Annotated in this window: 19 protein-coding genes; 5 read left to right on the forward strand and 14 right to left on the reverse strand. The window is 58.7% G+C overall.

All coding sequences use genetic code 11. From position 1 onward, the window contains the following. Nucleotides 1-311: 311 nt before the first annotated feature. The 3 genes from ACOYJL_RS07515 to ACOYJL_RS07525 form a co-directional block, all read right to left on the reverse strand. Nucleotides 312-806: a hypothetical protein gene (locus ACOYJL_RS07515; protein ID WP_433569603.1), complete on the reverse strand. Its 495-nt coding sequence runs from the start codon at nt 804-806 to the stop codon at nt 312-314. A 235-nt stretch (nt 807-1,041) separates the two neighbouring features. Further along, on the reverse strand, nt 1,042-2,466 hold the full coding sequence (locus ACOYJL_RS07520; RefSeq protein ID WP_433569652.1) for a replication-associated recombination protein A: 1,425 nt from the start codon (nt 2,464-2,466) through the stop codon (nt 1,042-1,044). Between the two features lie 390 nt (nt 2,467-2,856). After that, complete coding sequence (locus ACOYJL_RS07525) at nt 2,857-5,286, reverse strand: glycoside hydrolase family 3 N-terminal domain-containing protein (protein ID WP_433569604.1); 2,430 nt, start codon at nt 5,284-5,286, stop codon at nt 2,857-2,859. A 128-nt stretch (nt 5,287-5,414) separates the two neighbouring features. Between ACOYJL_RS07525 and ACOYJL_RS07530 the strand changes: the two genes are divergently transcribed. Both ACOYJL_RS07530 and ACOYJL_RS07535 read left to right on the forward strand, forming a co-directional pair. Next, nucleotides 5,415-6,125, forward strand: coding sequence for a LytR/AlgR family response regulator transcription factor (locus ACOYJL_RS07530; protein WP_433569605.1), 711 nt, complete (start codon nt 5,415-5,417; stop codon nt 6,123-6,125). A 368-nt stretch (nt 6,126-6,493) separates the two neighbouring features. After that, entirely contained in the window at nt 6,494-7,450 is a 957-nt protein-coding gene (locus ACOYJL_RS07535; protein WP_433569606.1) for a hypothetical protein, read from the forward strand. 351 nt (nt 7,451-7,801) lie between these two features. Here the strand turns inward: ACOYJL_RS07535 and ACOYJL_RS07540 are convergent, their stop codons facing one another. The 4 genes from ACOYJL_RS07540 to ACOYJL_RS07555 form a co-directional block, all read right to left on the reverse strand. Further along, entirely contained in the window at nt 7,802-9,295 is a 1,494-nt protein-coding gene (locus tag ACOYJL_RS07540; protein ID WP_433569607.1) for a glycoside hydrolase family 1 protein, read from the reverse strand. 119 nt (nt 9,296-9,414) lie between these two features. Next, nucleotides 9,415-9,762, reverse strand: coding sequence for a PTS lactose/cellobiose transporter subunit IIA (locus tag ACOYJL_RS07545; RefSeq protein WP_433569608.1), 348 nt, complete (start codon nt 9,760-9,762; stop codon nt 9,415-9,417). A gap of 31 nt (nt 9,763-9,793) precedes the next feature. Next, complete coding sequence (locus ACOYJL_RS07550; RefSeq protein ID WP_433569609.1) at nt 9,794-11,236, reverse strand: PTS sugar transporter subunit IIC; 1,443 nt, start codon at nt 11,234-11,236, stop codon at nt 9,794-9,796. 30 nt (nt 11,237-11,266) lie between these two features. Continuing rightward, nucleotides 11,267-11,611: a PTS sugar transporter subunit IIB gene (locus ACOYJL_RS07555; protein WP_433569610.1), complete on the reverse strand. Its 345-nt coding sequence runs from the start codon at nt 11,609-11,611 to the stop codon at nt 11,267-11,269. Between the two features lie 250 nt (nt 11,612-11,861). Between ACOYJL_RS07555 and ACOYJL_RS07560 the strand changes: the two genes are divergently transcribed. Further along, nucleotides 11,862-13,796, forward strand: coding sequence for a BglG family transcription antiterminator (locus tag ACOYJL_RS07560; RefSeq protein WP_433569611.1), 1,935 nt, complete (start codon nt 11,862-11,864; stop codon nt 13,794-13,796). Between the two features lie 36 nt (nt 13,797-13,832). Here the strand turns inward: ACOYJL_RS07560 and ACOYJL_RS07565 are convergent, their stop codons facing one another. Next, entirely contained in the window at nt 13,833-15,077 is a 1,245-nt protein-coding gene (locus ACOYJL_RS07565) for a deoxyguanosinetriphosphate triphosphohydrolase family protein (RefSeq protein ID WP_433569612.1), read from the reverse strand. 289 nt (nt 15,078-15,366) lie between these two features. Next, a complete protein-coding gene (locus ACOYJL_RS07570; RefSeq protein ID WP_433569613.1) occupies nt 15,367-16,743 on the reverse strand; it encodes a hypothetical protein in 1,377 nt (458 codons plus the stop codon). 397 nt (nt 16,744-17,140) lie between these two features. Here ACOYJL_RS07570 and ACOYJL_RS07575 point away from each other — a divergent pair, with 397 nt between their 5' ends. Continuing rightward, nucleotides 17,141-17,575 carry a hypothetical protein gene (locus ACOYJL_RS07575; RefSeq protein WP_433569614.1) on the forward strand — a complete coding sequence of 145 codons (435 nt, stop codon included), beginning with the start codon at nt 17,141-17,143 and terminating at the stop codon, nt 17,573-17,575. Here ACOYJL_RS07575 and ACOYJL_RS07580 read toward each other — a convergent pair. The 5 genes from ACOYJL_RS07580 to ACOYJL_RS07600 form a co-directional block, all read right to left on the reverse strand. Next, nucleotides 17,533-19,392, reverse strand: a complete 1,860-nt coding sequence (locus tag ACOYJL_RS07580) for a GNAT family N-acetyltransferase (protein ID WP_433569615.1) — start codon at nt 19,390-19,392, stop codon at nt 17,533-17,535. The genes ACOYJL_RS07575 and ACOYJL_RS07580 overlap by 43 nt on opposite strands. A gap of 108 nt (nt 19,393-19,500) precedes the next feature. Beyond that, nucleotides 19,501-20,004 carry a DNA-deoxyinosine glycosylase gene (locus ACOYJL_RS07585; RefSeq protein ID WP_433569616.1) on the reverse strand — a complete coding sequence of 168 codons (504 nt, stop codon included), beginning with the start codon at nt 20,002-20,004 and terminating at the stop codon, nt 19,501-19,503. A gap of 9 nt (nt 20,005-20,013) precedes the next feature. Then, complete coding sequence (locus ACOYJL_RS07590) at nt 20,014-20,814, reverse strand: metallophosphoesterase family protein (RefSeq protein WP_433569617.1); 801 nt, start codon at nt 20,812-20,814, stop codon at nt 20,014-20,016. Nucleotides 20,815-20,979: 165 nt separating this feature from the next. Next, nucleotides 20,980-21,492, reverse strand: a complete 513-nt coding sequence (locus ACOYJL_RS07595; RefSeq protein ID WP_433569618.1) for a very short patch repair endonuclease — start codon at nt 21,490-21,492, stop codon at nt 20,980-20,982. 7 nt (nt 21,493-21,499) lie between these two features. Then, entirely contained in the window at nt 21,500-22,462 is a 963-nt protein-coding gene (locus ACOYJL_RS07600) for a zinc dependent phospholipase C family protein (RefSeq protein WP_433569619.1), read from the reverse strand. A gap of 298 nt (nt 22,463-22,760) precedes the next feature. Here ACOYJL_RS07600 and ACOYJL_RS07605 point away from each other — a divergent pair, with 298 nt between their 5' ends. Beyond that, nucleotides 22,761-23,978 carry an MFS transporter gene (locus ACOYJL_RS07605; RefSeq protein WP_433569620.1) on the forward strand — a complete coding sequence of 406 codons (1,218 nt, stop codon included), beginning with the start codon at nt 22,761-22,763 and terminating at the stop codon, nt 23,976-23,978. Nucleotides 23,979-24,371: the final 393 nt, after the last annotated feature.

Here is a 24,371-nt window from a genome sequence, read left to right on the forward strand (position 1 = left end):
TGAGGACTCATCCCAGGCCTCAGACATGCAACAATCCCAGGGGTCTTCCCAAACCCCTGCTTGCTAAAATCTGTCAGGGGCTTCCCAGGCCCCATCAGGCAAAGAGTCAACAGCGGGCTTCCCGGGCCCCTGCCGTGCGCACGCGTTGTCTAGGCAGCGGGCTTCCCGGGCCCCTGCCAGAAAAATCTGCCGAAGGGTCTTCCCAAACCCTTTCAGCTATGCGCGTTATTCCAAGATTTGCGCGCCAACGCTTTGGCGCTGAAGTACAGGCAAGAACTCCAAGGGGGCGCTTACGCGCCCCCACAGCTGGTCTAGCCGTAGAAATCGAAGTCGATGGTGTCGAAGTCGGAGATGCCGAAGTCAGCGGCGTTGCCCTCAAGAGTTGCCTTGTCGACAACGGTGAGCGTGATGTCCTTGTCGGTGAGGTGCAGCGTCAGCTCGTCCTCGGTGCCCTCCCAGGTGCCGGTGTCGGTGAGCAGATCAGCATGCGCCTCGAGCGGCGTGACCTCGCAAGTGCCGTCCTCGTTGATGATCACGTCGAGCATCTGCTCGGTGCCGCCGGCGGTGCCATAGACGGTCTGTCCGGTGATCTCGACGGAGCCGCGCCACTGACCAACGTAGAAGGCGTTGGCGTCGAAGTCGGAGCTGCTCGTTGAGCTGGAGCTGTCGGAGGTTGTAGTCGTCGTGGTGGCAGACGAGCTGGACGAGGTGTCCGTCGACGTGCTGGAGCTCGAGCCGCCGCACCCAACGAGCGGCATGGCAAGCGTCGCAGCAAGAAGGCCGGCTACTATTGCTGACTTCTTCATATGAGAATCCCCTTCCCTCAAGCATTGGCGTGGTCTTGCACCACGTTTATCAAGACTCATTACAATCTGAAAGAGGATTTTGAAGGCGAAATTGTACTAACCTGTCGCTTTTGCGTCGTGACTTGCAGGGGTCACGGGGCATGTGACTTCTGAGGTCGGCGGCAAATAAATGCGGCGACAGACGTAAGCTTGCCGCCGCCAGCTCTGCCGGCCAACATCGCCTGCAGCTGAGCCGCTAGTTCTTCTCGTTGGGATTCGTGGCTCCGCTTTCGGGGCTTGCGGGCGGCTCTGAATTGGAGTCCTGCTTGGAGGCGGGATCCTTTTGGGCGCGGGTGTCGTCTACGTCCCAGCGCTCGCGACCCCGGGCCTCAATGCGCCACGCCTCCCAGCCACGTCCGCTAGGATGGTAAAAGCAACCGCGCTCAAGCCCCTCGGGCAGGTAGCGCTGATCGACCCATCCCTCGTCGTAGTTGTGCGGATAGAGGTAGGGGCCATACTCGTCGGAGCCGGGACGATGACGGTCGCGCAAGTAGTTGGGCACTTCTCGGCGTGGTCCTTCGCGGACCTCCTTGAGCGCAGCGTCAATCCCTGCCTCGGCGGCATTCGATTTCGGGGCAAGCGCAATGTAGGTTGCAGCCTGTGCCAAGTTGATGCGGCATTCGGGCATGCCAATGACCTCGGTCGCCTTAAACGCTGCGGCAGCCACAAGGATTGCCTGAGGATCTGCGTTGCCGACGTCCTCCGAAGCGCAAATCAAGATACGGCGGGCAATGAACTTTGGGTCCTCCCCTGCGTCGAGCATGCGCGCAAGCCAGTAGAGCACCGCGTCGGGATCGCTGCCGCGCATGGACTTGATGAACGCAGAGATGATGTCGTAGTGCATGTCGCCAGCCTTGTCATAGGAAAGGCCGTGGCGAGGGTTTGCCTCGAGCACGTGGCTGCGCGTGATGGCAATCGGCTCTTCCGCGCTTGCGGTGCCGGCGGGAGCGGCCATTTGGCTTGCGAGCTCCAAAGACGTCAGCGCCGCGCGACCGTCGCCACCCGCAAGGGTGACGATCTCGTCGAGCGCATCGTCGTCAAGCGTAAAGGCTCCCCCAAGCCCGTTTTCGTCGGTAAGCGCGCGCGTCACCAGCGTGCGAATGGAGTCGTCGTCCAGCGGCTCGAGCTCCACGACGCGGGAACGGGAGATGAGCGCCGAGTTAACCTCAAAGTAGGGGTTCTCGGTGGTGGCGCCGATCAGCACGACCGTGCGATCCTCGACGGCATGGAGCAGCGCGTCTTGCTGGCTGCGGCTGAAGCGGTGAATCTCGTCCACGAACAGAATCGTGCGCTGACCCAGCGAAAGCAGGCGGCTTTCTGCCGCACTGATTTCGCGACGCAAGTCCTTGACCGTGCCTGTAACAGCGGAGACCTCAACGAACTCGGCGTGCGTCGTGTGAGCGATGATGCGCGCGAGCGTGGTCTTCCCCGTACCGGCAGGACCATAAAGAATGACCGACGAAAGCGTATCGTGCTCGATGGCCGTGCGCAGCCAGCTGCCAGGACCAACGGCCTTGGTCTGTCCGACGTATCCATCGAGCGTCTGGGGGCGCATTCGCGCGGCGAGTGGCGCATATTTCGAGCGCTTTTGACGCTCGGCATCTGAAAACAAGGTATCCATGCCCTGATGGTACCCCACTATGACCCCTTGGTGACGCGCCCTCTTGGAGGCACCCTGAGCAATGGCAAACTTTCCAAGGTCTCTGACCTCAGGGGATTGAGGGTATGCGCGCTTACCTGAAAGCTTACTGAATACCAGCAATCCTTCGTTTGGGGGGATTTCGCCACACAAACCGCCACGAGCTGGGGAAATGCGGGGCGCCAGAGCCCCTCGGCTGCCCGGAATTCGCACTACGGAGATGTCTGTGCCAAACGCGAGTGCGCATAACCTCACAGACAAGCCCCAAAACCGCCCATCTCTGTGAGGTTATGCGCACTCGAACTGACGCCACAACGAAATAGCCTCCCCGCGGCGTCGAAGAGGCGTCGTGGGGAGGCTTTTTGCCTTAGACTAGTCCATGCTCCAGTCGGTTTCCGTCTTAGTAAGCGGCGAAGCCTTATACGTCTTGGTCCTTTCGTCGTCAATCACTCCGGACCAGTTGAGCCCAAAGCAGAAGTCGTAGGAGTTGCCCTCCGAGTCCACATAGCACTCTAGGTCGCGTGACACATCCTCATAGCTTGCTTCGACTGTGTCCATGTCCGCGGGCATCTGTGCGTTAAGAAGACCAGACGGCTCGGTCTTTCCAGCAATGATTCGTGCCCAAGCCTCCCCCTGCAGGTTCGACTGCATGGTCCACGTAAAGAGGATTACGTCTGCGTAAGGCTCGATCTCGGAAAACACCATGGGGTTGCTTGCTTCGACAAGCAATATGATCTTCGCGCTTTCAGGAAGGCGATTCCTCAGGTCAATGACCATGTCAAGATCACTTTGGTTGCTGGCGGAAGACGACTGCCCATAGTATGAGCGGTTCTCGTAGTTGCCCTCCTCATCAACGTGCGCAATCGACTCCTGTCGAACGTTAGGTCCGTCCGCGGTGTACGGGAGATACTGCAAGGTGATGGGGTGATACGTAAGAGGCTCGCCAGTGTCTCCCCCAAAGAGGGCCGTGCCACCCGTCACGCCGTCGTTCGGGTCGTTCGGCCCCGACACCCTCACGATGGCATAGTCCACATCAGCAAGCTCGGAGTCGTCGACCGTAACGACGTTCTCGCCGTCGTTGGAGTCAGTAATGATATTGTCACCCAGATACTCCTTGGCAAGATCCAGGTCAAAGGCGGTATCGAAGGTATAGCTCGAGTCCTCGTTGATCATCATGGAGTACATCGTGGCTTCGCTCTTCTTTACCGGCATGTACACCTTGGCATCGCCAAGGCCGCCCTCAGAAATGATCCCGTCCTTGTTCTTCAGCATGACAACGGACTTCTCGGAAGCTTCAAGACCAAACGATGCCGCCGCTTCGCTCTCGAGAATCTCCTTTGCCGCCGTGGTGTCCGAATATGGCTGGTCAAAGAGCCCAACGTGCACCATGAGCGTGCCGATCCTTCTCGCGGAGTCACGCACGCGCTCCAAGGCGCCATCCTCCCCCAGGTCATTGACGAGAAGGTTCCAAGAGTCCTCGAAAATGGAGACCCAGAACAGGCCGCCACATTGGTCCTCTCCTGCCTCAACCATCTTTGCGTATCGCTCGGGCATCGACAAATCGGCCACGCCGTACGTCTCGTCGTTCAGAATCTGCCAGTCTGTGCAGAACATGCCGTCCCAACCAGTGTTGCGAAGAATTGAGAGGATGCTCTTGCTGTAACCGGCGCCAACAAGCTCACCGTACTTCTCGTCCTCGTCGTATGCGACTCCATAGCAAGGCATAACGGCAGCCATCTGTCCAGTCTCGGAATCAAGGTTAAGGCCGCCGTCCAAGAATGGAATGAGCTGGGCCTCAAAGTTGTCTCCGGGGAACACGTTGTAGCGACCGGCGTCGGCGTGGTCGTTGCGACCGCCTTCGACAGCTCCGGCACCAACGAAGTGCTTCAGCATCGCGGCGACCGAATCCTTGCCCCAGCCCTGGTCGTCCGTCGCCTCGTCGTCGCCCCACGTGGACTGAAGACCGCCCGCAAAAGCTTGCGTGAAATCGCGGTTGAGCGCAGGATCCTCAGATACCGAGCCGTTCATGCGGCAGCCAAGGGGCTGGGAGTAGACGTCAATCTGGGGTCCCAGCAGGCAGCGCACGCCAGTCGCCCTCCAAGCACGACCAAGCCACATGCCCGCCTTGCGCCAGACGTCCTTGTCCATTGTGGCTCCAAGGGCAATGTTGTCCGGAAGGCCAAAAAGCTGGTATGGGTCGGTCGAGTTGAGATAGGGAATTCCCCACTCGCTCTCCTCGCAAATCTTTTGGACCTCATTGATCCAATCGATATCAGAGCCATACGAGTCAATCGTCGAGCAAAGGCGCGAGCAACCAGCGCGCGACCCCTGAGAGAGAAGTCCGTACTTCTCGGTGTTAACGCCCTCGCCCGTGATAGACATAGCCGTGTCCCCACCGTGCCACATGAGGGGAATGATCTGCTCCCTGGGGAGCTCGTCGGCAAGCGCGCGAGCTCTGTCCTCGGCGCTTTGGCGCCAGTCCTCCCAAAGGTCGAGCTTGCCGTCGCCGTTCATGTCGCGAAAGGCTAGCCCGTCCACCTGGATGATCTTGGCCGTATCCCAAACTCCGATCTCAACGCCGTTCGGATTTGTCGCCTTTGTCCATCCGGCGCGAATATCCTCGCTGGTCCAAAGCGCCTCGACGTCATCCCCGTCGGGGTCAATCGGATACGAGCCGGCATCCGGCGCGTTGTAGATAGCGTTCTCGTCCGAGCCGGTTGCGTCAGAGCAAGCAGCCAGTCCAATTGCAGCTCCTGCGACCGAAGCGGTCCCGATGAAGCTCCTACGTGTCATCTGTGCCATTGCACTCCTTCCTTCCACTGGGCGGAAGATCCCCGTCCCTCTTCACGTCTGAAGCTACAATTGGGGAATCTTCAGATGCGGGAGTTGGCATAGGACGGCAAGTTAGGGGCATGGGAGGACGTAAAGAAGTGTTTCGCATCCTGATCATGGAGGACGACCCCTCCGAGGCCGACGCTCTCAAGACGTTGCTCTCTCGCTATTCCGAAGAGACCGGCGAGCGCTTTGACATCACGGTGCAGCCATCCGCGCTCGAATTTCTTGAGAAAAGGCACCCCTACGACCTTTACTTTCTTGATATCGGGCTGCCAGGAATCAACGGAATGGAAGCAGCCCGGCTAATCCGCGATTACGACGAAGAGACGCCTCTCATTTTTGTGACAAGTCTTGCCCAATACGCGGCTGGGGGCTACGAGGTTCGGGCCTTGGACTTCATGGTGAAGCCCGTCAGCTACTCGGACTTTCGCGTAAGGATGGATCGTGCCATGCGCGTCTCTGCCCAGAACGCAAGCGAGGGAATTTACATCTCGACGAAAGACGGGATGCGAGCCATGCCCGCAAGAGACGTGCTTTACGTCGACGTCCGCGGACACACTGTGACATACCACCTGAAGGATGGCGCTGTGGTGCCCGTCAGGGGAACGCTTCGCGATTGCGAGAAAGACCTGGAGGAGCTGCCGTTCGTCAGGATTTCAAACTGCTGCCTTGTAAACATGAGGCACGTGCGGTCTGTTTCCGGCGAGAAGGTCCTTCTCTCGAACGGCGAGGAATGCTTTCTCACCAGGTCCAAACGACATGCCGCCTTGCAGCGCCTTGCCGACTATTTCGGGAGAAACGTGTGAGCGGACGCCTCGTCCACATAGTACTTAGCATCGCTTCGTTCGCCGTTCCCGCCATCATGCTAGCTTGGAGACTTCCCCAAAGGGAAGGCATTGCTTGGCGACGCGTCATTGCGGCTCTTTGCGTTGTGGCTTTCTCCGCTCTGGCTTTTGGACCAGGCGCCATTCCGCCAACAGGGGAATCCTCGGGCTTCGACACGACCTCTGGAGCCATGCCTTGGGACATGTACCGCTTTGCCGCAGTGATCATCATTACGGGTGCACTGACTTTTCTTTGCCGAAAGTGCTCCCCTTGGACGGCGCTCCTCTGCAGCGCCTCTGCTTATACAATGCAAAACTTGGGGACAACGCTCTCGAGGGTTGTCAACTCTTTGATTCCTTACGGCACGGGCGAGGAAGCCGCCCCCGCCATCTGCATGATTGTGTGCTCAGCGCTCTCCTATTACCTCTGCTACCTGCTGTTTATTCGCGAGGGGAATCTAGGAGTCAGGTTTGAGGTGGCAGGATGGCGCGTCGTTTTGGTAGTTCTTGCCGTTGTCGTGATTAACGTTTTTGCTGACTCGGCAATGACGGCTCTTACGGCAACGTCCGTGAGCATGCTGCCCACCGCCGTGCTGGGAATATCCCATGCAGTAACCTGCCTTCTCACACTATTTCTTGTCTTTGAGCTCGTCACGAACAGGCGACTTGAGGGCGGAATTGCCATTACCAATAAGATCATGCAGGAGCGCGAGCGGCAATACAAAACTAGCCGCGAGACGCTCGATGCGCTTGTTGGAAGCCTGCACGACATGCGCCATAGAGTCCTCAGGCTTCTTACAAAAGACCCATCTAGCGGGTCATTAAGCAAAGAAGAGCTGAGGGACATCGCAAAAGAGATGGATGTGCTGGACGCAAGGACGAATACGGGTAACGAAGCGCTTGACACAGTTCTGGCCGAGAAGATTCTGGTTTGCAAACGCTGCGGAATCTCATTGAGCTACGTTGTCGACGGGTCCGTCCTTTCTGGATTCCGACCGGAAGACGTCTACACGTTCTTTAGCATGGCAATCGATGACGCCACTGCGGGGATGAAGAACGATTCAGCAAGCAGGAATGGCTCGACTGATGGCTCGAAAAGCATCTCGCTTGAAGTTGGTCGACGATCGGAAATGCTATTTGTGCACATTGAGAGACCGCGCGAGGGAACCACGAGAGGTGGAACGCCTTGGGAAAGCCTTCCTGTTCTTTCTGAGATAGTCGCTAGGCAAAACGGCATAGTTTCCGCAGGTAGCAAGCAAGGCCTTGATTATCTCAACGCGCTCATTCCCATGCCAGACCAAAATTAGCATGCACAAGATCAAGAAACCTTGCAGAACGTACCCATGCGTGGAGGTTATGCGCGCTAACCTGAAATATTTCTGAATATCCCGGATTGTTCACCCTTTAGACGCCAGACAGCGAGCCAAGCTCCCAAGCTGCGGCAATCTCGAGCAGGGCGCGACCCGTCCGCAACCCAAAGTTGGCACCGTCTTGTTGTCGTGCCAAACGCGAGTGCGCATAACCTCACAGACAAGCCCCAAAACCGCCCATCTCTGTGAGGTTATGCGCACTCGGTTCCAAGCCACCGCCAAACATTTCCGCCCTGCGAGCGAAAAGTCGCGCTGCAGGGCGGAAATGTTCGCCAAAAGGCAGAAAGCTTAGTCGATTGACAGGTCGGCGCCGTTCGATGCGATGACCTTCTTGTAGTAGTCGTAGGACTTCTTCTTGGAAAGCGCCAGCGTGCCGTTTCCGAAGTCGTCCTGGTCAACGTAAACAAAGCCATAGCGCTTGGTCATCTCGGAGGTTCCGGAGCTGATCAAGTCAATCGGTCCCCACCAGGCATAGCCGAACACGTCCACGCCATCCTTGATGGCCTCGCCCAGCTGCTCTACGTGCTTCTGAAGGTAGGCAATGCGGTAATCGTCGTTGATCGTGCCGTCAGCCTCAACCTTGTCGACCGCCCCAAGTCCGTTCTCGGCGATGAATATGGGCAGATGATAGCGGTCGTAGATGTGGTTCAGCGTGATGCGGAAGCCAATCGGGTCGATGGGCCAGCCCCACTCGGAGACCTCGAGATACTGGTTCTTGATATCTGTCACGAGAGAGCCGTTGGGCTTGGGAACCGGGCTTCCCTTGTAGCGCATGATGTAGGTCATGTAGTACGAGATGGAGAGAAAGTCGACGGTGCCCTCCTTCAGGATCTCTTCGTCGCCAGGCTCCATCTGGATCTTGATGCCATAGTCGTTGAAGAAGCGGTTCATGTAGTACGGGTACTCGCCCTTTGCCTGCACGTCGCTGTAGAACCAGTTGAAGTGGTCCTCGAAGAGCACCTGCAGCTCGTCTTCGGGCTTGGAGGTCTCAGCGTAGTTCTCAAGACGGCAGGTCATGTTGCCGATCTTGGCGTCAGGGATGATCTCGTGGCACTTCTTCACCGCGAGCGCGCTGGCAACAAACTGGTTGTGGGCGCACTGGTACTTGGCCTGCCACTGCTCCTTATAGGGGTTCGGGGTGCCGTCGTCGTGCAGCACGAGCCCCGAGCAGGTGTAGGGATTGCCAAGCGAGCTGTTGATCTCGTTGAAGGTGAGCCAGTACTTCACCTTGTCCTTGTAGCGCGTGAAGACAGTCTCTGCGTAGCGGACAAAGCTGTCAACCGTATGGCGAGAGAGGAACCCTTGGTACTCGGTAGCAAGATGGAGCGGAGTGTCAAAGTGGCAGAGCGTGACCATCGGCTGCATGCCAAGCTCGAGGCACTTGTCGAAGACCTTGTCATAGAAGGCAAGACCTTCCTCGTTGGGCTCCGCGTCATCGCCATTCGGGAAGATGCGGCTCCAAGAAATCGACGTGCGGAAGACCGTAAAGCCCATCCCCGCCAGCGCCTCAAGCTGTTCCTCGTAGCGGTGATAGAAGTCGATACCACGACGCTTGGGGAAGTTATAGTTCTCCGGATGCGCCATCATGTCGTCGAGCATCTCGTAGGTTGCCCAGCTCGTGGCCTTGCCAGAAATGCGCTGCTCCTTCGGGACCCAGCGGGCAAAGTCCGAGGTTGCAAGGCCACGCCCGCCTTCGTTGTAGGCACCCTCGATCTGGTTAGCAGCGGTCGCGCCGCCCCAGAGGAACCCTTCGGGAAATGCGCTCTCAGAATTTTCAGCCATAACGGCCACCTTTCTATCGTCTGAAGAGAGAGCACGCCCCAAGGGCAGCCCGTGCCCCGGGGCGTGCCAAGAATCGTTGCAACTTCAATAGCGCAGAATACCTGCTGACGCGGAAGCGTCTACTTGGACTCCAGCCTGGCAATCCGGTCGTCAAGCGCCCGCAGCACGGGAAGCATTCCCTTAAGCGTGTGAAGCTCGGCGGCAATGGTCATAAGCGTGTCCTGCGCATGGACGAAGAGAATCGAGTACTCAACGTCCTCGCCGGCTGCCTGACGCTGAATCATCGACGTCTGCGCGCGGTGCGCGGCCAGCAGCTTTTGCTCGGCCTGCTTGACGTACTCGTCCGCACCTTCGAAATCGAACCTCGCGACGGCCTCCATCGCCTTGTCCATGCATCCCCTGCCATCGCCAGCATTGAGAATGACCTCCATGGACACCTGATTGATATCGACTTTCTCTTCTTCCATCATTTCCTCCTTGGCATGGGATGCCAGCTGATCATTCTTCAGGGTTGTCTGGCGCCTTCGTCGCGTCTGCGTCAGTTGCGTCAGCGTTGCTTGCATCGGGGCTGGTTGCAGTGGAAGCAGTCGGCGCGTCTGTTGCGCTCTCGGCAGCCGCGGCCTTCGCTGCACGCTTTGCGGCCCTCTTTGCGCGCTTTGCCTCCTTCTTGGCGGCAATGCTTGCCTCTTGGCTTGCCTCTTCCTTCACAAGGTAATTGTCATACGCCTTCCAGAACGGGAAGTAGATGATAAACGACAGGATGAAGTTCACGATTACCAGCAAGGCGTTGCGCAGGTCGCCGTTTGCGTAGATGGTCGCCGAGATGAAGTTCGGGATGAAGTACATGTTGAACATCTCGGTGTGCATCGATGCGAAGCCAAAGTGCATCCAGAGCCAGGTGTTGGCCGGCAGAATGATTGCCTGAAGGACCACGGGGATGAACATATAGGGGTTGTTGACAATCGTCGAGAAGAACAGCGGCTCGTTGGTGTTTAGAAGCGACGGGACAAGCGTGGTCTTGCCAATAAGCTTGTTGCGCTTGGACTTGGAGAACATCAGCATCAGCGCCAGCGCCAGGGTTGCGCCCTCGCCGCCGATCATCGTGTAGCGCGTGAAGCCGAAGGCGTAGATGTTCGTAGGAGCAAGGCCAGCTGCGGCAGCGGTCATGTTCTCAGCAAGGGCGGCCTGCTGGACGGTCGAGGTGAACGACGTGAAGACCCAGCCGGAGATGCCGAAGAAGTAGAACACGTCCATGATGAGCGCGATAAGGATGACTCCGGGGAGCGTCTGGGCAAAGCCGGTCAGCGGGCTCATGAGAAGGCCAACCAGCGTGAAGACGTCGATGCTCAAGACGTAGGTGAGCAGGTAGCCGACGAGCAGGGCAACGATGATCACGATGATGTTGTCGAACCAGTTCTTAACGAAGTCGGGGATGGGCGAGTCGTCCTTGAAGAAGGAGTGGTGAGCGGTCTTCTTGTACATCAGGCCGACGAACCAGCCGATGAACATGGCGGTGAACATGCCGCCAGCGCCGAACTTGGCCATCGTGAAGACCGTGCCCTCGTCAGTCACCTGCGCATTCATGCAGAGCATGTAGGCGCCGATTCCCGTAAACCCTGCGAGCAGCGCTCGGTCTTGGCGCTCCTCCTTCACCAGGACCTTATACGGGATGATGAACACGACGAACAGGCCGATGAGGCCGAACGAGTAGGTGTTGAGCACCGAGAGGTCCGGCAGCGTCGTGATGAACTTGCGAAGGATGTTCCAAAGGCTCGGGATGGCAGAGACCATCGTGAACGGGACTATGTAGAGAACCGACTCTGCGATGATCGAGAACCAGTAGGTAGCCGTGATCTTGTTCATCACGGGCACTATGTGCTTGTTGATCCAGTCCTGCGTGCGGTCCATGACCCCGCGCTTCTTGGCTTGTGCTTCTGGCATGGCTTTCCTCCCTTTTCAGCCGTCTAGTGACTAGTCCTCGTCGTCATCGAGCTCGCCGTTATAGAGCGCGTAGGCGTCCTCCAAGATCCCTTCGCCATCAAGGGACGAGTAGTAGTCAGGATCGATTGCCATGACCTTGACGCCGTAGGGCTCGAGCTCCTTCCTGAAGCTCGGGACCTCGCCCGAGAAGTGCGGTCCCAAGAGCAGCACGTCGATCTTGTCGGCATAGTCGAGCACCTCGGACTTGCTCACGGCCTTGATCGTGCAGTTGAGCCCCTGCTCCTTGGCGACCTTCCTCATGTTCTGTGCCATAAATCCCGTAGACGCTCCGATGCCACATGCAAGCAAAATGCGAAGCTCTTTCTCTTCGGCCATTTGATGCCCCTTCCAAGTCCTGGTCTTTAGTAGCTGCTGGACGTCCGTCTTTCCTTAGCCCGTACTCTAGGGAGCGGCTCCAAGGTGGTCGAATGCAGTTTTTTCCTCCAGGCGGAAAGGCTGGATATTTTCCTTCAGCAGGAAAATGTCTCGCTTTCCCCCTTTGAAGCGGCCGAATACCATCTGTGATGATTACAACCGTCAAAACTAGGGTGCGATCAAACTTATGAGCAGCAGAAAATCCAAACGCATGGAGCAACTACTGCGCGTGCTCGATGGCGCGCAGTTCTCCATCCCGGCTCAAACGCTCGCAAGGATGCTCGGAACAACCGAGCGCACGATTCGCAACTACGTTTCTGAGATCAACCAATCCGGCGAGGCGACCATCGTCTCCTCAAGCGAGGGATATCGGCTTCGCAAGTCAGACAAGACAGCGGCGACCAACAATCAGGAGGAGAACCGGCCCGCCACTCAAGAAAACGAGCAGCAGAGTCGCGTGAGCCATGTCATCTACCGCCTGATTGGCTCAAAAGAGGCGCTGTCGCTTTTCGATCTAGCGGAAGAGCTCTGCGTGAGCGAAAGCACGCTGGCGAGCACGGTGATGCCTGCCGTGCGCTCGCTTGCCGCTCAATACGACCTGTCGCTAGAGACCCACAACTTCAACGTCTCGCTTGAGGGTCCCGAGCGGGAGAAGCGAAAGCTCTTGGGACACTTGGCAACGCAAGAGGGAAACGACAGCTTCTCGTCAATCGAGACGCTTCGGCTTCTCTTTCCCGACTACGATGTCGACTCGATGCTGTCGAGGATCGTGGACATCTTTCAGCACCGCGAGCTGCTCATCAACGACTACGCGCTGAACAACCTCATGCTGCACATCCTTATCGTGGTGTCCCGCCTGCAATCAAAAAATCCGCTGGCAGACAACGACACGCTTGCAGACGTGAACCAGGTATTGGAGCAATTCAACCAGAGCAAGGACATCTTGTCTGCGGCCCAGGACATCTCGACCTACCTCGAGCAGGACTACGGCTGCAAGATACCCGACGCCGACTTCAAGCAGATCGTCCTGCTCGTCGCCCTCTCGACGGAGCGCTATCCCTACGAAGAGCTTGACGTCAAGAGCCTTGCCAAGATAGTCGGGGAGCCGTTTGCCCAATCGGTGCACGACATCGCCCGCGAGACAGCAGAGTGCTACGGCATCCCGATGTTCGACGAGCGCCTTATCCTGCAGCTGACGCTGCACATGTTCAATGCGTATCAGCGGGCAAAGTATAACGTGAGCTATGCGAACCCGCTCGCCGACCAAATCAAGGTGGAGTACCCGCCCATCTATGACATGGGCGTTCACTTTGCGCACCGCTTCTCCAAGGCGTTTGGCTGCAGGATCGACGAGAACGAGATCGCCCTCATCGCGTTCCACATTGGCGCATATCTCGAAAGGTGCTCGTCGGACAACGAGTCGCTCACCTGCATCATCGTTGTAGAGCAGTACCACGACTTTGCCGGCCAGCTTGCGGAAAGCGTCAAAGAGACGCTTGGGACGACGGGCACCGTCATTGGCATCATGAATCGCGACGCGTATCTCAGGATGCGCCCGGAGTGCGACCTCGTCATATCGACCATGGACATTCCGACCGGCAACTCGCAGCAGGTTGTCGTGGGACCCATCCTCAACGAGCGCTGGTCGAGAAAAATCAGGGAAGCTGCCGACAACGCGCTGGAGCGGAAGCGGCGCAAGGAGGCGCTGCTCTTTCTCGAGTCAATCGTCCGCCCGGAGCTCTATGCAAGAAACGCTCGCGTGGAAGGGGCGGATGGCTGCATTGACTACCTGGGCGCGCTCTGCCGTGAGAATGGCTATGCAGATGACGCCTTCATCAATGAAGTTCACCTGCGCGAGAGCATGTCGTCAACCGCTCTGACCGACAACCTTGCGCTCCCCCACTCGCTTGGCAAGAACGCAATAAAGTCTTTCATCGCCGTGATTCACAACGACTCGCCTATCGCCTGGGGAAACAAGCGGGTCAATTTTGTCCTGCTCATCGGGATTGCCCAAGAGGACATGAGGCATTTCAGGGACGCCTTCGACATCATCGTTGAGACGTTCACCTCGATGGACAAGACCGCGAATCTTATGGCGACGGACAGCTTTGAGGACTTTGTCGCCGCCTTCACCTCTGAAGGCTAACGACCGCAGAGCCCCACAGCTGGGGCGTCATTCGCCTTACGGTCGTGCGACGCCAAAGTACCCGTGATGGGGGAACAGGTCGGCTGCTTCAGGGAAAAGCGCGGAGCATGTCGCAATGAAGTAGTCGTCAGTCATCGACGAGATGAAGTCGACCACCGTAAGGTCAAGGTCGTCCTCCCATCTGTAGCTGCGGCCATAAGGAGCGAGGTGCCTTCCCACAGGCTCGATATGGTGAGCGAAAATGGCAGACGACTCGTCGCCTGCGCGAAGTGCCTCAAGCTCATGGTCGTAAAGCATGGAGAAAAGCTCTGACACCCCGCGAGAAAAATCGCCGTTCACCTCGGCAGCGCCGCATATCTTCTCGTAGTTTTCGCGCTTGGCACGGCGCATCTCGACAAAGCCCTCCTCGCTCATCTCGATGCGCGGCTTGCCCATGCTGTGCTCGACGATGTCGGCGACAAAGGCGCTCAGGGCCCAGGCATTGTACGCCCCGCCCATGCCGTCATCGAAGCTGTTCTCGTCCAGAAGGCCGGCGCGAATGGCATCCTGGCGATCTTTCCCCACGTAGGCGATGATGTCAGACACGCGCACGACGCAGCCCTCGAGCGTCATGGGGCGAAGCCGGCCAATGGCGGCGCCCCCCTCGGCCCAGCACTGCTCGACCCGCTGGTCATATTCATCAAAGCTCGAAAGATCGCTCATCTGGAAGACCTGCTGCTCAAATTCGCCGTTGTGGCAAATGACCCCGTCGAGCGTCTGAAGGGACAGGTTCCTGCCGCCAAGCACGTCCAGCACGCGCACGCTCTGGACGTTGTGCGCAAAGAAGCGACCGGTGCGCTTGTGGTATTCGTTGTTGAGGAAGCGCTCGCCAGCATGGCCGAACGGGGTATGGCCAATGTCGTGACCGAGCGCTATTGCCTCAATGAGGTCCAAATTGAGCCCCAAGGCAGCGCCGATATCACGCGCGACGCGAGAGACGAGCTGCACATGAAGGCCGCGGCGGGCAAGATCGTCGTCAGCGCGGAACGAGAAGACCTGCGTCTTTCCCGACAGACGGTTATAGGCGCTCATATGCATGATCTTTTCAGAGTCGCGTACATACGCTGGTCGAAGCGGCGTGGCAACGTCGCGCGCAGCGTCTTCTCGCCGGATTGCCGCCGAGTCCGGGCAGGCAAACTCCGAGCGTCCACCCGAATTGCGAATCTGCACGATCTGCTCCTGAACCTGCGAAGACAGGACCCCCGTCAGGTGCGGGGCAAAGGGATTTGCTGAACTGGGCATCGAGGCATCTCCTTTAGCGTCTGCTTTCTTGCGCCATTCTAGCAACGCGAGCGGACAGCATTGCAAGACGGCTCGCGGGCAAAACGCGCGAGGGCAGGATGTGCGCAATAGGAGTGCGCATAACCTCCGCGGCACAGGGCAAAGGAGGGCAAGCGATTGAGGTTATGCGCACTCCCCCAAGGGCAACGGACGGTCGAAACACAAGAAAACGCCCCACGGCGCGACTGTTGAACCGTGGGGCGTGCTGCGAACTATTATGGCTCCGCCAAGAGCGCGGGCGTTCGGTGGGCTACTCCTTCACGACCAGGCAGCCCATGTTCACGCGATGGGTCCACTCCCCGATTACGTTCTGAAGACCGCAGCGAGTGAAAACGCCGGCGAACTTGCCGCGGAAGAGATACAGCCCCTCCATGTTGCTCATCTCGGGCGCATCGAGCGGGTCCGCGCCATCGGCCAGCGCGCCGCCAACAAGGGTCGGGGTACGGTACTGCGGCGCATATGCCTGCACGATGCCGCCCTTCTTGGCGCACTCGTTCAGGGCCTCCTGCCACTGCTCGTTGGTCTCGCAGTCAAGACCAGCCACAACACCCTCGGCGTTGTAGCCGCCAGCAGGCTTCAAGATCCAACGGTCCTTGTCGCCGTACGGCGCAAGGTCACTGTTTTCGTCGAGCAGAACGGTCTCGGGAACGTGGGCGTTCACGAACGCGATTTCGTCTTCAGTAAGAACGCCACGAACGGCGTCAGAGCGCAGGACCGCAAAAACGGTCTTCGAGGCGCACGGCCAGGTACGATAGCCTCCAATCAGGCAAGCGAGACCGCGGCGGGCGGCCTCTGCAAGCGCATCGGCGCCACGGCAGGGACGAGCGACGATCTCGGAGGTCACGGCACGACGATAGACGCACGAGATAGGACCGTTGGGACCAATCAGGGCGTCACGGCCGCCAACCTTGCCAATGTGCAGGTCGCGGATGTCGCAGAACGACGCGGGGACGCCGCGCTCGGCGAAGTGCGTCAGAATGTCGGCGACCTCGTCGGCGCTGACGCTCTCAGAATAGTCGACGATGGCTACGGCGGGATGGTCAAGAGAGCCGAGCTTCTTGGCATTTGCCCAGCTACGATAGGTCTCGATCACGGCGTCGACCACGGACTCAACCGGGTCAAACGTCTGAATTACAGGGTGAGACTCGGCAAAACGACGGTAGGTTTGCGAGCGCTTGATGGCACGAGTGACCTCGACCGCGGTGGTCATGCCGGCAGATCCGTCCGTGTTGAGCTCGCAGAACTGATAGTCGCCAGTCTCCTCATTGAAGAAAACGTCGACGCGAGCGATAGGAATAAGCTGATCGTAGCCCGTGGGAATCAGCGTAAGCTCCTCGAGCTCAGGCGAGAACTTGAACTGAGCCCTGAAGTCGGGATTACGCAGATACTCAGCAGTAACCTTGTCCATGATGCGACCCATGGTCTCGGCAGCATCAGACAGAATCTTAATCTGCTTCTCATCAAAGATTTTAGGAGTCAGCGCCCAAGAGACGGGTCCTCCGTGATAGAGGGCGTGAGTACCTGCAAGATAGGCGTCTCCATCCTTCCTGCTTTGGACGTCTCCGCCCAGCTCACGAGCAATCGACAGGAACTGATCTTCAAGTGCACGTCCATGAAACGATTCCATAGTTACCTCTCCTCCGCTTGCCGATTTGGCAATGAGGTCCGGGTGAAAAATCGGCAAGCGCACAGTTTTTTTCGCCGTTCGGCTAGCCGATTGTACATGCTCTGAAGAATCGACACCATTTCCACATAGATTAAAATTTTGCGCAACTTAATTGGCAAAAAGTGATATCAATAAAACTTTTAAATTGGCGTGGAGCAAATTCCCATGGCCGTGTTACGAGGATGGACCACAAGGGCCGAGCGCGCAAACTACATCATCCTGCAAGGCCGATTCCGCACAAGAGGGCTTTGTCCCGCACGACCGCGCCGCGACGTCACACGGCTTCGGCGTGGCGCCGCACGATCGCGCCGCGACCCTTCGCAACAGCGCGAAAAGCAGGGGATGAGGGGCCGCTCCAATGTGTGGGGCGAGCGCCGACTCGGTCAAGCCCGTTGTGTGGGAGTTCGCAACGTACTCGCAGGTCGCCAGCCTCTTCGTGTGGAGCTACGTGGAGTGCGAAGCCGAGCGGTTCCGTTGTGTGGGACAGTTCAAAATGTTATCAATAATGTTCCATTTTTCTACCTGCGGTTTTGCAAGGGCTCTCCCACTGGAAGTCCGCGGCAAGGACGTAAATCCCCACACGACGAGGGAGGCAATCGGAGCTCCTTGCAAAGTCCCGCACGATGAGATTCGGGGCTCGAAGAAGCCGCAGGCAGAGAGGCTGGTCGAGAAGCGCGACCCACACGATGAGCTTCATCAATTCTTGAGCGGCCCCACACAACAGCAGACCGCCGCGCCACGCCCAACGCCCTACTTCGCGCGAGAAAGGAAGTGCATCGAGTTCTCGGGATAGACGGTCATGCCGAGCTTCTTTTGAAGCGCGAGCGAGGCCTTGTTGTCAGGCCAGACCTCGCCCCATGGCACGAGCCCCGCCTCGAGCTGCTGGTCAATCTTTGCCGCCTCGAGCGCCAAGCCCCAGCCGCGACGGCGGAACTCTGGGAACACCTCGAGCATGCCTATGGCGCCCTCGGAGTGCTCCCCGATAAACGCGCAAAGCCGACCGTCCTCAAACCCGCCCAGCACAAGCCCGTGCTCAAGCAGGCTCTCAAGCTCGCCATCGCGAAGGTACTCGGGGTGGCTGTAGTTGCTGAGCACAAGGTCGGAATACGCGGGAGTCAGCACCCTGATGTCGAGAGACGACTTGATCTTGATGAGCTCCTTTGACTCATAGACCACCAAGTGGCAAGGCTCGTCGTGGCGAAGGCCCAGGTTGGCCTTCACGTCACGAACCATCTCGTCGCCCAATACGCAGACAAGCTCGCGCGACGCAAAGGCATCAAGCGCAGCTCTCGTGGCCGCGCGGTCGGTCCCCCACACAAAGGTCTCGTGACCGGGAAGCGAAAGCACGCAGACGCCCTTCTCGGCAACGTAAACCTCTCCCGCCCCGCGCCGAGCGCTCTCAAGAATAGGAAACGCCTCGTCCGGACCATCGGAAAGAAGCTCGATCGCACGCTGCCGACGCGTTTCCGCGCTCTCTGCCAGGGTCTCCATAACGTAGGCACAGCGCTCGGCAATCGCAGCGGACCCCTGCGCGTTGGGATGCTCATATCCGTCCGCCATAAGAACGGGGCTTGGTGCAAGCAGCCGCTCGCCCTCGATGAGTCGCAGCTGGGGGTTGGCGGCAACGCACGAGCGGATGAGGTCGGGAATCTGCGAGAAGCAGCTCTTGGGATTGGTGGGGTGCCTCTCGTCTGAGTGCCACATCGGCGTCATGACCCATACGGGCGCCTCGGGGAACGCCTCGGCAATCTCGAAGAGGCTCGTCTTCACGTCGCGAGAGACGCGCATCATCTGGCACGGCTCGTAGCGATAGTTCTCGCCCAGCTCGACGACGACCTGCGCGGGGTTTGCCGCCTCGTTCAGCCCGACGGTAGAGCCAGGAAGAAACACTTGCCCGCCAACGCCCTGGTTCACCACGTCCAGCCCCAGCTTGTCGGCGAGAAGGACCGGCCACGTAAGCGCCGGGTCGCCCGCGACAAAGCCCTGCGCGATTGAGTCGCCAATAACCAGCAGGTGACGGCGCTGCGGAACGGCAACGATGCTGTTTCCATCGCCCACGACGCGCTTGACCGAACAGCTGGTAAGGCACGGAAGCCAGACGCGCACATGGTGCTTGCGGCCAAGGCCCGGCAGGCGTTGGACTCCCTGCTCGGGAGCCTCGTCAGGGTCGTCGAGAAGAAACTCCACGCGCTCGCCGTCTTCCCCCTCGCCCTCGGGAAGGACGCAAGCAAGATGGCGGCCATCAACGTCGCAGGAAAGCCCGTCGTAGGGCTCCTCTGGCGCAAACGAGGAGCCAGCAAGATCGTCAAAAACGTCGCGGGAGCCCTTCGGGAAGGGCTCGACGCGCACTTCTACCACGATGGAGGAAGAGTCGGTCTCAAACTCGAGAAAAACGCCTGCCGTGCACGCGGCCATGGCGCGATAGAGGCCCGGATGCCAGGCGCGGCAGCTGCCCAAAGCCTTGAGCTGCCCCTTCGTGAACCGCCAGGGCTTTACCCAGCCCTTGCCCTCGTCCTCTGTCCAAAGCGCGCCATGGAGCAAGTCCTCCGCGGGAGCGCTTATCAGCAGCTGAGACATGTCCTTATCGTCCATAAAGTCACAAAGACTCATCGCACTGCCCTTCTGCGAATCAGCAACATTGTTTGCGTGCGTAAAAAGAAGTTTTCACCCATTGTGGCAGAATTCGCCAACGCCGCGCCACGGGAGCGGCAAATTTCGCTATCCCTCGGCCGCGCGACGCAAGGGCTCGTACGCGCGAATCAGGTCGTCCAGGCGCATACGCGCGTTAGCCGGGCTCGTGGATGGAAGGCCGACCGCCGCAACTCCGCAGACAGGCTCAACAAGCCGCTGGTAAAGGCGGGTGGCCGTGGTTCCGGTGCAAAATACGGAGTCAATTGGCGCCTGCGCCAGGAGAGCGGCGATGTCGTTGGGCACGGGGTCTTGGATAGAGGAGTCAGAAGCCCCGGCAATCGTGCAGCTCTTCAGCACGTCGGATAGCGCCACATGATGGCGCAGGCAAAGGGCGCGCCGCTCTTCGTTTGTCTGGGGAAGCGGCTCATCAAAGATTGCCGCCATCACGCGCCAAAAGCGGTTCTGGGGATTGCCGTAATAGAACCCCACTTCGCGAGACTTTGGGCTGGGCATGGTCCCCAGCACAAGCACGCGGCACTCACTGTCGATGATGGGCGCAAGCGGATGGACCACCCTGCCAGCTTCCGGCATGCCGCTCGCCTACTCGCCCTCGCGGATGGTCTCGGAGATCTCTTCTCCGTCATCAAGGCGCACAAAGGTCACCCGACCAAACCCCGCGCCGCCAGCCGCGCCGGAGTCTATGTCCCACCGATCGGCCACGCCGCCGGTCTCGTCGCACGCGCCCACGCGCACCATCTGAGCAAAGCCGTCATCGCCATACGGGGGACGGTCCATCAGCTCGGTCATGCCCTCAAGGTATGGCGTTGGGGTGTGACCGGCAATCACGATTGGACCTTCGCCCTTCTCATTCACAAGACCAGTCGGCACGCTCCAGAACTCCTCGCGAATCCAAACCAAGTCGTCGGGGTCTTGGCTGGCGAGAAGCTCTCCTATTGCCTTCTCGTCCCACTCCCCCTCGTGCGGAGCCTTACGTGGCCGAATTCCCGCATGCGCCATAACGTAGCGCCGACCGGAAACCTCAACTTGTGCGCTTCGCCCCAAAGACGCCACCCACTTGATGAGGTCGAGGGCCTCGTCCTCATCGATGTCGTGAAGACCGGACAGCGTCATCATTCCGCCGTTTATCGACCAGTTTGCCGCGGCGAGCCCATCGTCGGGGCTTGAGAGGTAGCTGATCATGAGGTCTTCGTGGTTGCCCTGCAGAACCTGGACGTTGGGCAGAGAGCGCACGAGCTTCAGGACGCCCACAGGATCTGGCCCGCGGTCAATCATGTCGCCAAGACAATAGACCGCGTCGTCCTCCGTGAGCGAGACTCGGTCAAGAACCCTCTCAAGGGTCGCAAGATGCCCGTGGACATCCGAAAAAACGTATGTAGCCATCAAAGCACCTCCGACTTGGCAAAACTTACTTGTATAAAGCTTATTACTGCGATTCGCCCAAGGCAAAAAGAATGCAATTACTTTGTGATGTTGGCCAAGATTATGGCACCGTCCACAAAATTCTTGTGACCAAGGCTCGCATTACGTTGTAAAGCCCGTCCTGCATTAATGCCGAGGGTGCCTTGCTTGAATATGCTTTCTCGCAAGGCGAAGGTGCCAAACCGGCGGGGCTCCCGCCTCTATCACGCGAGGCGCGCGGGGCTCGCCTGCGCTCGCGCGGTCAAGCTCGGCAAGCACGTCCTGCATCGTCGACTCCAGGCGCCCCTTCTTGAGGCGGCACTCCCACACAATGATGACCGTCCAGCCCTCGCTCACGAGCTGCGCGTTGTTGCGGGCGTCGCGAGAGCGGTTGCGGGCAAACTTCTTTGACCAATACTCCACGTTCGACTTCGGCATGGAAAGGCCACAGTACGGGCAGCGATGCCAAAAGCACCCATTCACGAAGATGGCTATCTTGCGCCCGGGAAAGCACACGTCGGGACGGCCGGGCACCTTCTTCCAATGAAGTCGGTAGCCCGTGTAGCCATGCTCGCGCAAGGCCTGGCGCATCTTGAGCTCGGGCTTGGTGTTCTCGCTCTTGTTAGCCTGCATCACGTGGCGCGTGGCCTCGCTCGTCATGCGCCGCCTACCTCTTCAGACCCGTGTCCTCGACCTGCTCGCCCTCAAAGTTGATGCGGTCGGTAAGCGCACAGCTGGCATCGAAGTCAAATCCATCGCCCATCACGGCCGAAATCGCCTTGGGCGCGCGGGCGAGCGCTCTCTCGTAAAGGTCCCAGAACGAGCTATCGCTCTGCTGATGCGAAAAGGGATTCTCCCAGGTCGCGTGCTCAAGGTTATCGAACCTCGAGCGGTCTGAGCGGCGCGCGCGATGCGACAGCGCGCAGATTCTTGAGTATGGCTTTCCGGTTGACATGCGCTCGATGCGGCCCATGAGCTCGCGATGGTGGTCGCGCGGAGAGTAGATCACCTTCATCACGCGGCGATAGCAGCGCGTTCCCACCGAGAAGATCGTGGGATCGACGGGCTTGCCATACGCCCAAAGGGTCACGTAGAAGTACATCTTGTCGACAATCGAGAGGACCTTGCGCGAAGCCTGTAGCGTCTGCTCAAAGGGACGGTACTCCTCAATCGTCTTGCCCACCTTGGAGAAGAGCACCGCCTCGTCCAAGTCGCGCTCAACCTCGGCGTGGACAATGCCCTCATAGCTGCTGTCTAGACCGGTGACCCCCTGAGAGGTCAGGGCCTTCTGCCACCAGTACACAAACGGGTGGATTGTGGCGTCAAGCAACCAGTGGCACGAGAATCCCGCCAGATAGGCGCGGCCGATACTCTGCTCGGAGCGCGGAAGCTTGTCCGCGGCAATGCGCAGAGAAGCAAGAAGGCTTGCGGGGCGCTCCTCATGCATGAGGTTGCCAATGGGCGCCCACTTGGCCATCAAGGGATGGATCTCAAGGTAGAAGAGGGGGTCAGGGCCCTGGCAGCCCAGGGCAAAGGCGTCCCTCTCGTCGAGAGAGCCAATCGGAAGAGCGTCAGACGCAAAGACGCTGGCGTCGCGTGCAAAGAAATCATGAGTAAGAAGTGCAGGCATGTGTCCTCTTTTTCGGCAAAACGTGACCTCGTTCAGTCAACAGTCACATTATGCCCCATACGCAAGCGAGAATCGCGCCAACGAGAATCACGCTCTGCCCTTCCAGACATTGCCCCGTTGGCACGAATCCGTCCCGCCGTCGGCGGGCCCCCAACAGAGAGCCGCGAAAAAGCATTACAAAATGCTAACAAGTAGCTCTTTCTAGGTTGAATTTCGACAGCTAGATTTTTGATTGTTTATGCAGTGAAATTCTCTAACTGTCCGCAGACGATGAGAGCGAGGCATCATGGCGCAAAGGATGACGAAGGCAGAACGAAGCTGGGTCATGTACGACGTGGGCAACTCTGCGTTGGTCCTGCTTGCCACAAGCGTCATCCCCATCTACTTCAAGGCGATTGCGGACGGCGCGCAGATTATGGTTGCCTGGAGCTACGCCGAAACGGTTGCCTCTTTGATCATCGCTCTGCTCATGCCAATCCTCGGCAGCATCGCCGACATGGAGGGGATGAAGAAGAAGTTCATCACCTGGTGCGTGGCCATTGGGGCCATCGCGTGCGTTGCCATGGGGTTCCCGACCACGGCGCTGCCGTTTCTCATCATTTATGTAATCTCATCTATCGCATTGAATGCCTCTTTCGTGTTCTATGACGCCCTTCTTGTGGATGCAACAACCGACGAGCGCATGGACGAGGTCTCGAGCAACGGCTACGCATGGGGCTACGTCGGGTCATGCGTGCCGTTCATCATTTGCCTAGCAATTGTGCTCTTCCGAGACAGCATTGGCCTTTCGCTCCAGGGGGCTATGCAGATTGCGTTTACCATCACCGCAGCTTGGTGGATTATTTTCACGATTCCCCTGCTGAAGAACGTCCAGCAGAAGCACTACAAGCCGCGCGAGCCGCATGCCATCTCAAAGGCCATCGGAGGGATTGGCAAGACGCTCAAGGCAATCTGGGCCGACAAGAGCCTTCGCTACTACATCATTGCTTACTTCTTCTATATCGATGGCGTCCATACGATCATCAAGCTTTCAACGAGCTACGGAACCGACCTTGGCATCGACGGCACGCAGCTCGTGCTGGCCCTTCTCGTGACGCAGTTCGTGGCATTCCCGTCCGCCATCGCATACGGAAAGCTTTCGAGCAAGTACGGGACAAGGCGCATGCTCTTGATTGCCATCTTTGCCTACTTCTGCATCACGCTCTTTGCCGCTTTCTTCCTGCGCTCCGCGTTCGAGTTCTGGATTCTCGCCATCGCCGTCGGGCTTTTCCAGGGAGGAATCCAGGCGCTTTCAAGGTCTGAGTTCGGCAAGCTCTGCCCCAAGGAGCATGCAAACGAGTACTTCGGCTTCTTTGACATCTTCGGCAAGTATGCCGCTATCCTGGGCACGTTCTTGGTTGGGACCTTCACCGCGCTGACCGGCAACGCGAGCCTCGGCGTCTTCTCGATTGCCGCGCTTTTCGTCGTCGGCTTCGTTATGATGCTGAAGGTCCCCGAGCGCAGGCAGACAAAATAGCCCTGCAAGCAAGCCCGCCCAAGCCCGCGCGCAACCCGCACGACGCGTGCCCCATAGTGCTCAAGAGTCCCGCACGATAGGCAATGTGCTTATCGTGCGGGACTTGTCTTTCGCGTCGTGTGGAGGCTGCGGGCGTTATTGCAGTTGGCGGCAAACGTCGTGTGGGGGCCTTGTTTGGAGATCCCCGCACGACACGCCTCATCAATTCTTGTGCAGCCCCACACTTTGGCCCGCTGCCAACTTGCGCGACTTTTGCAGCATCAGAGGTCGCGCAACTTGGCAGTCCGAACATCAGAAGTCGCGGAACCTGGCAGATCGGGCATCAGAACTCGCATAACTTGGCAGGCTCGAGCATCAGAACTCGCGGAACTTGGCAGCGCCCGTTGTGTGGGC

The sequence above is a fragment of the Tractidigestivibacter sp. genome (genome assembly GCF_050946515.1).
Classification (GTDB): Bacteria; Actinomycetota; Coriobacteriia; order Coriobacteriales; family Atopobiaceae; genus Tractidigestivibacter.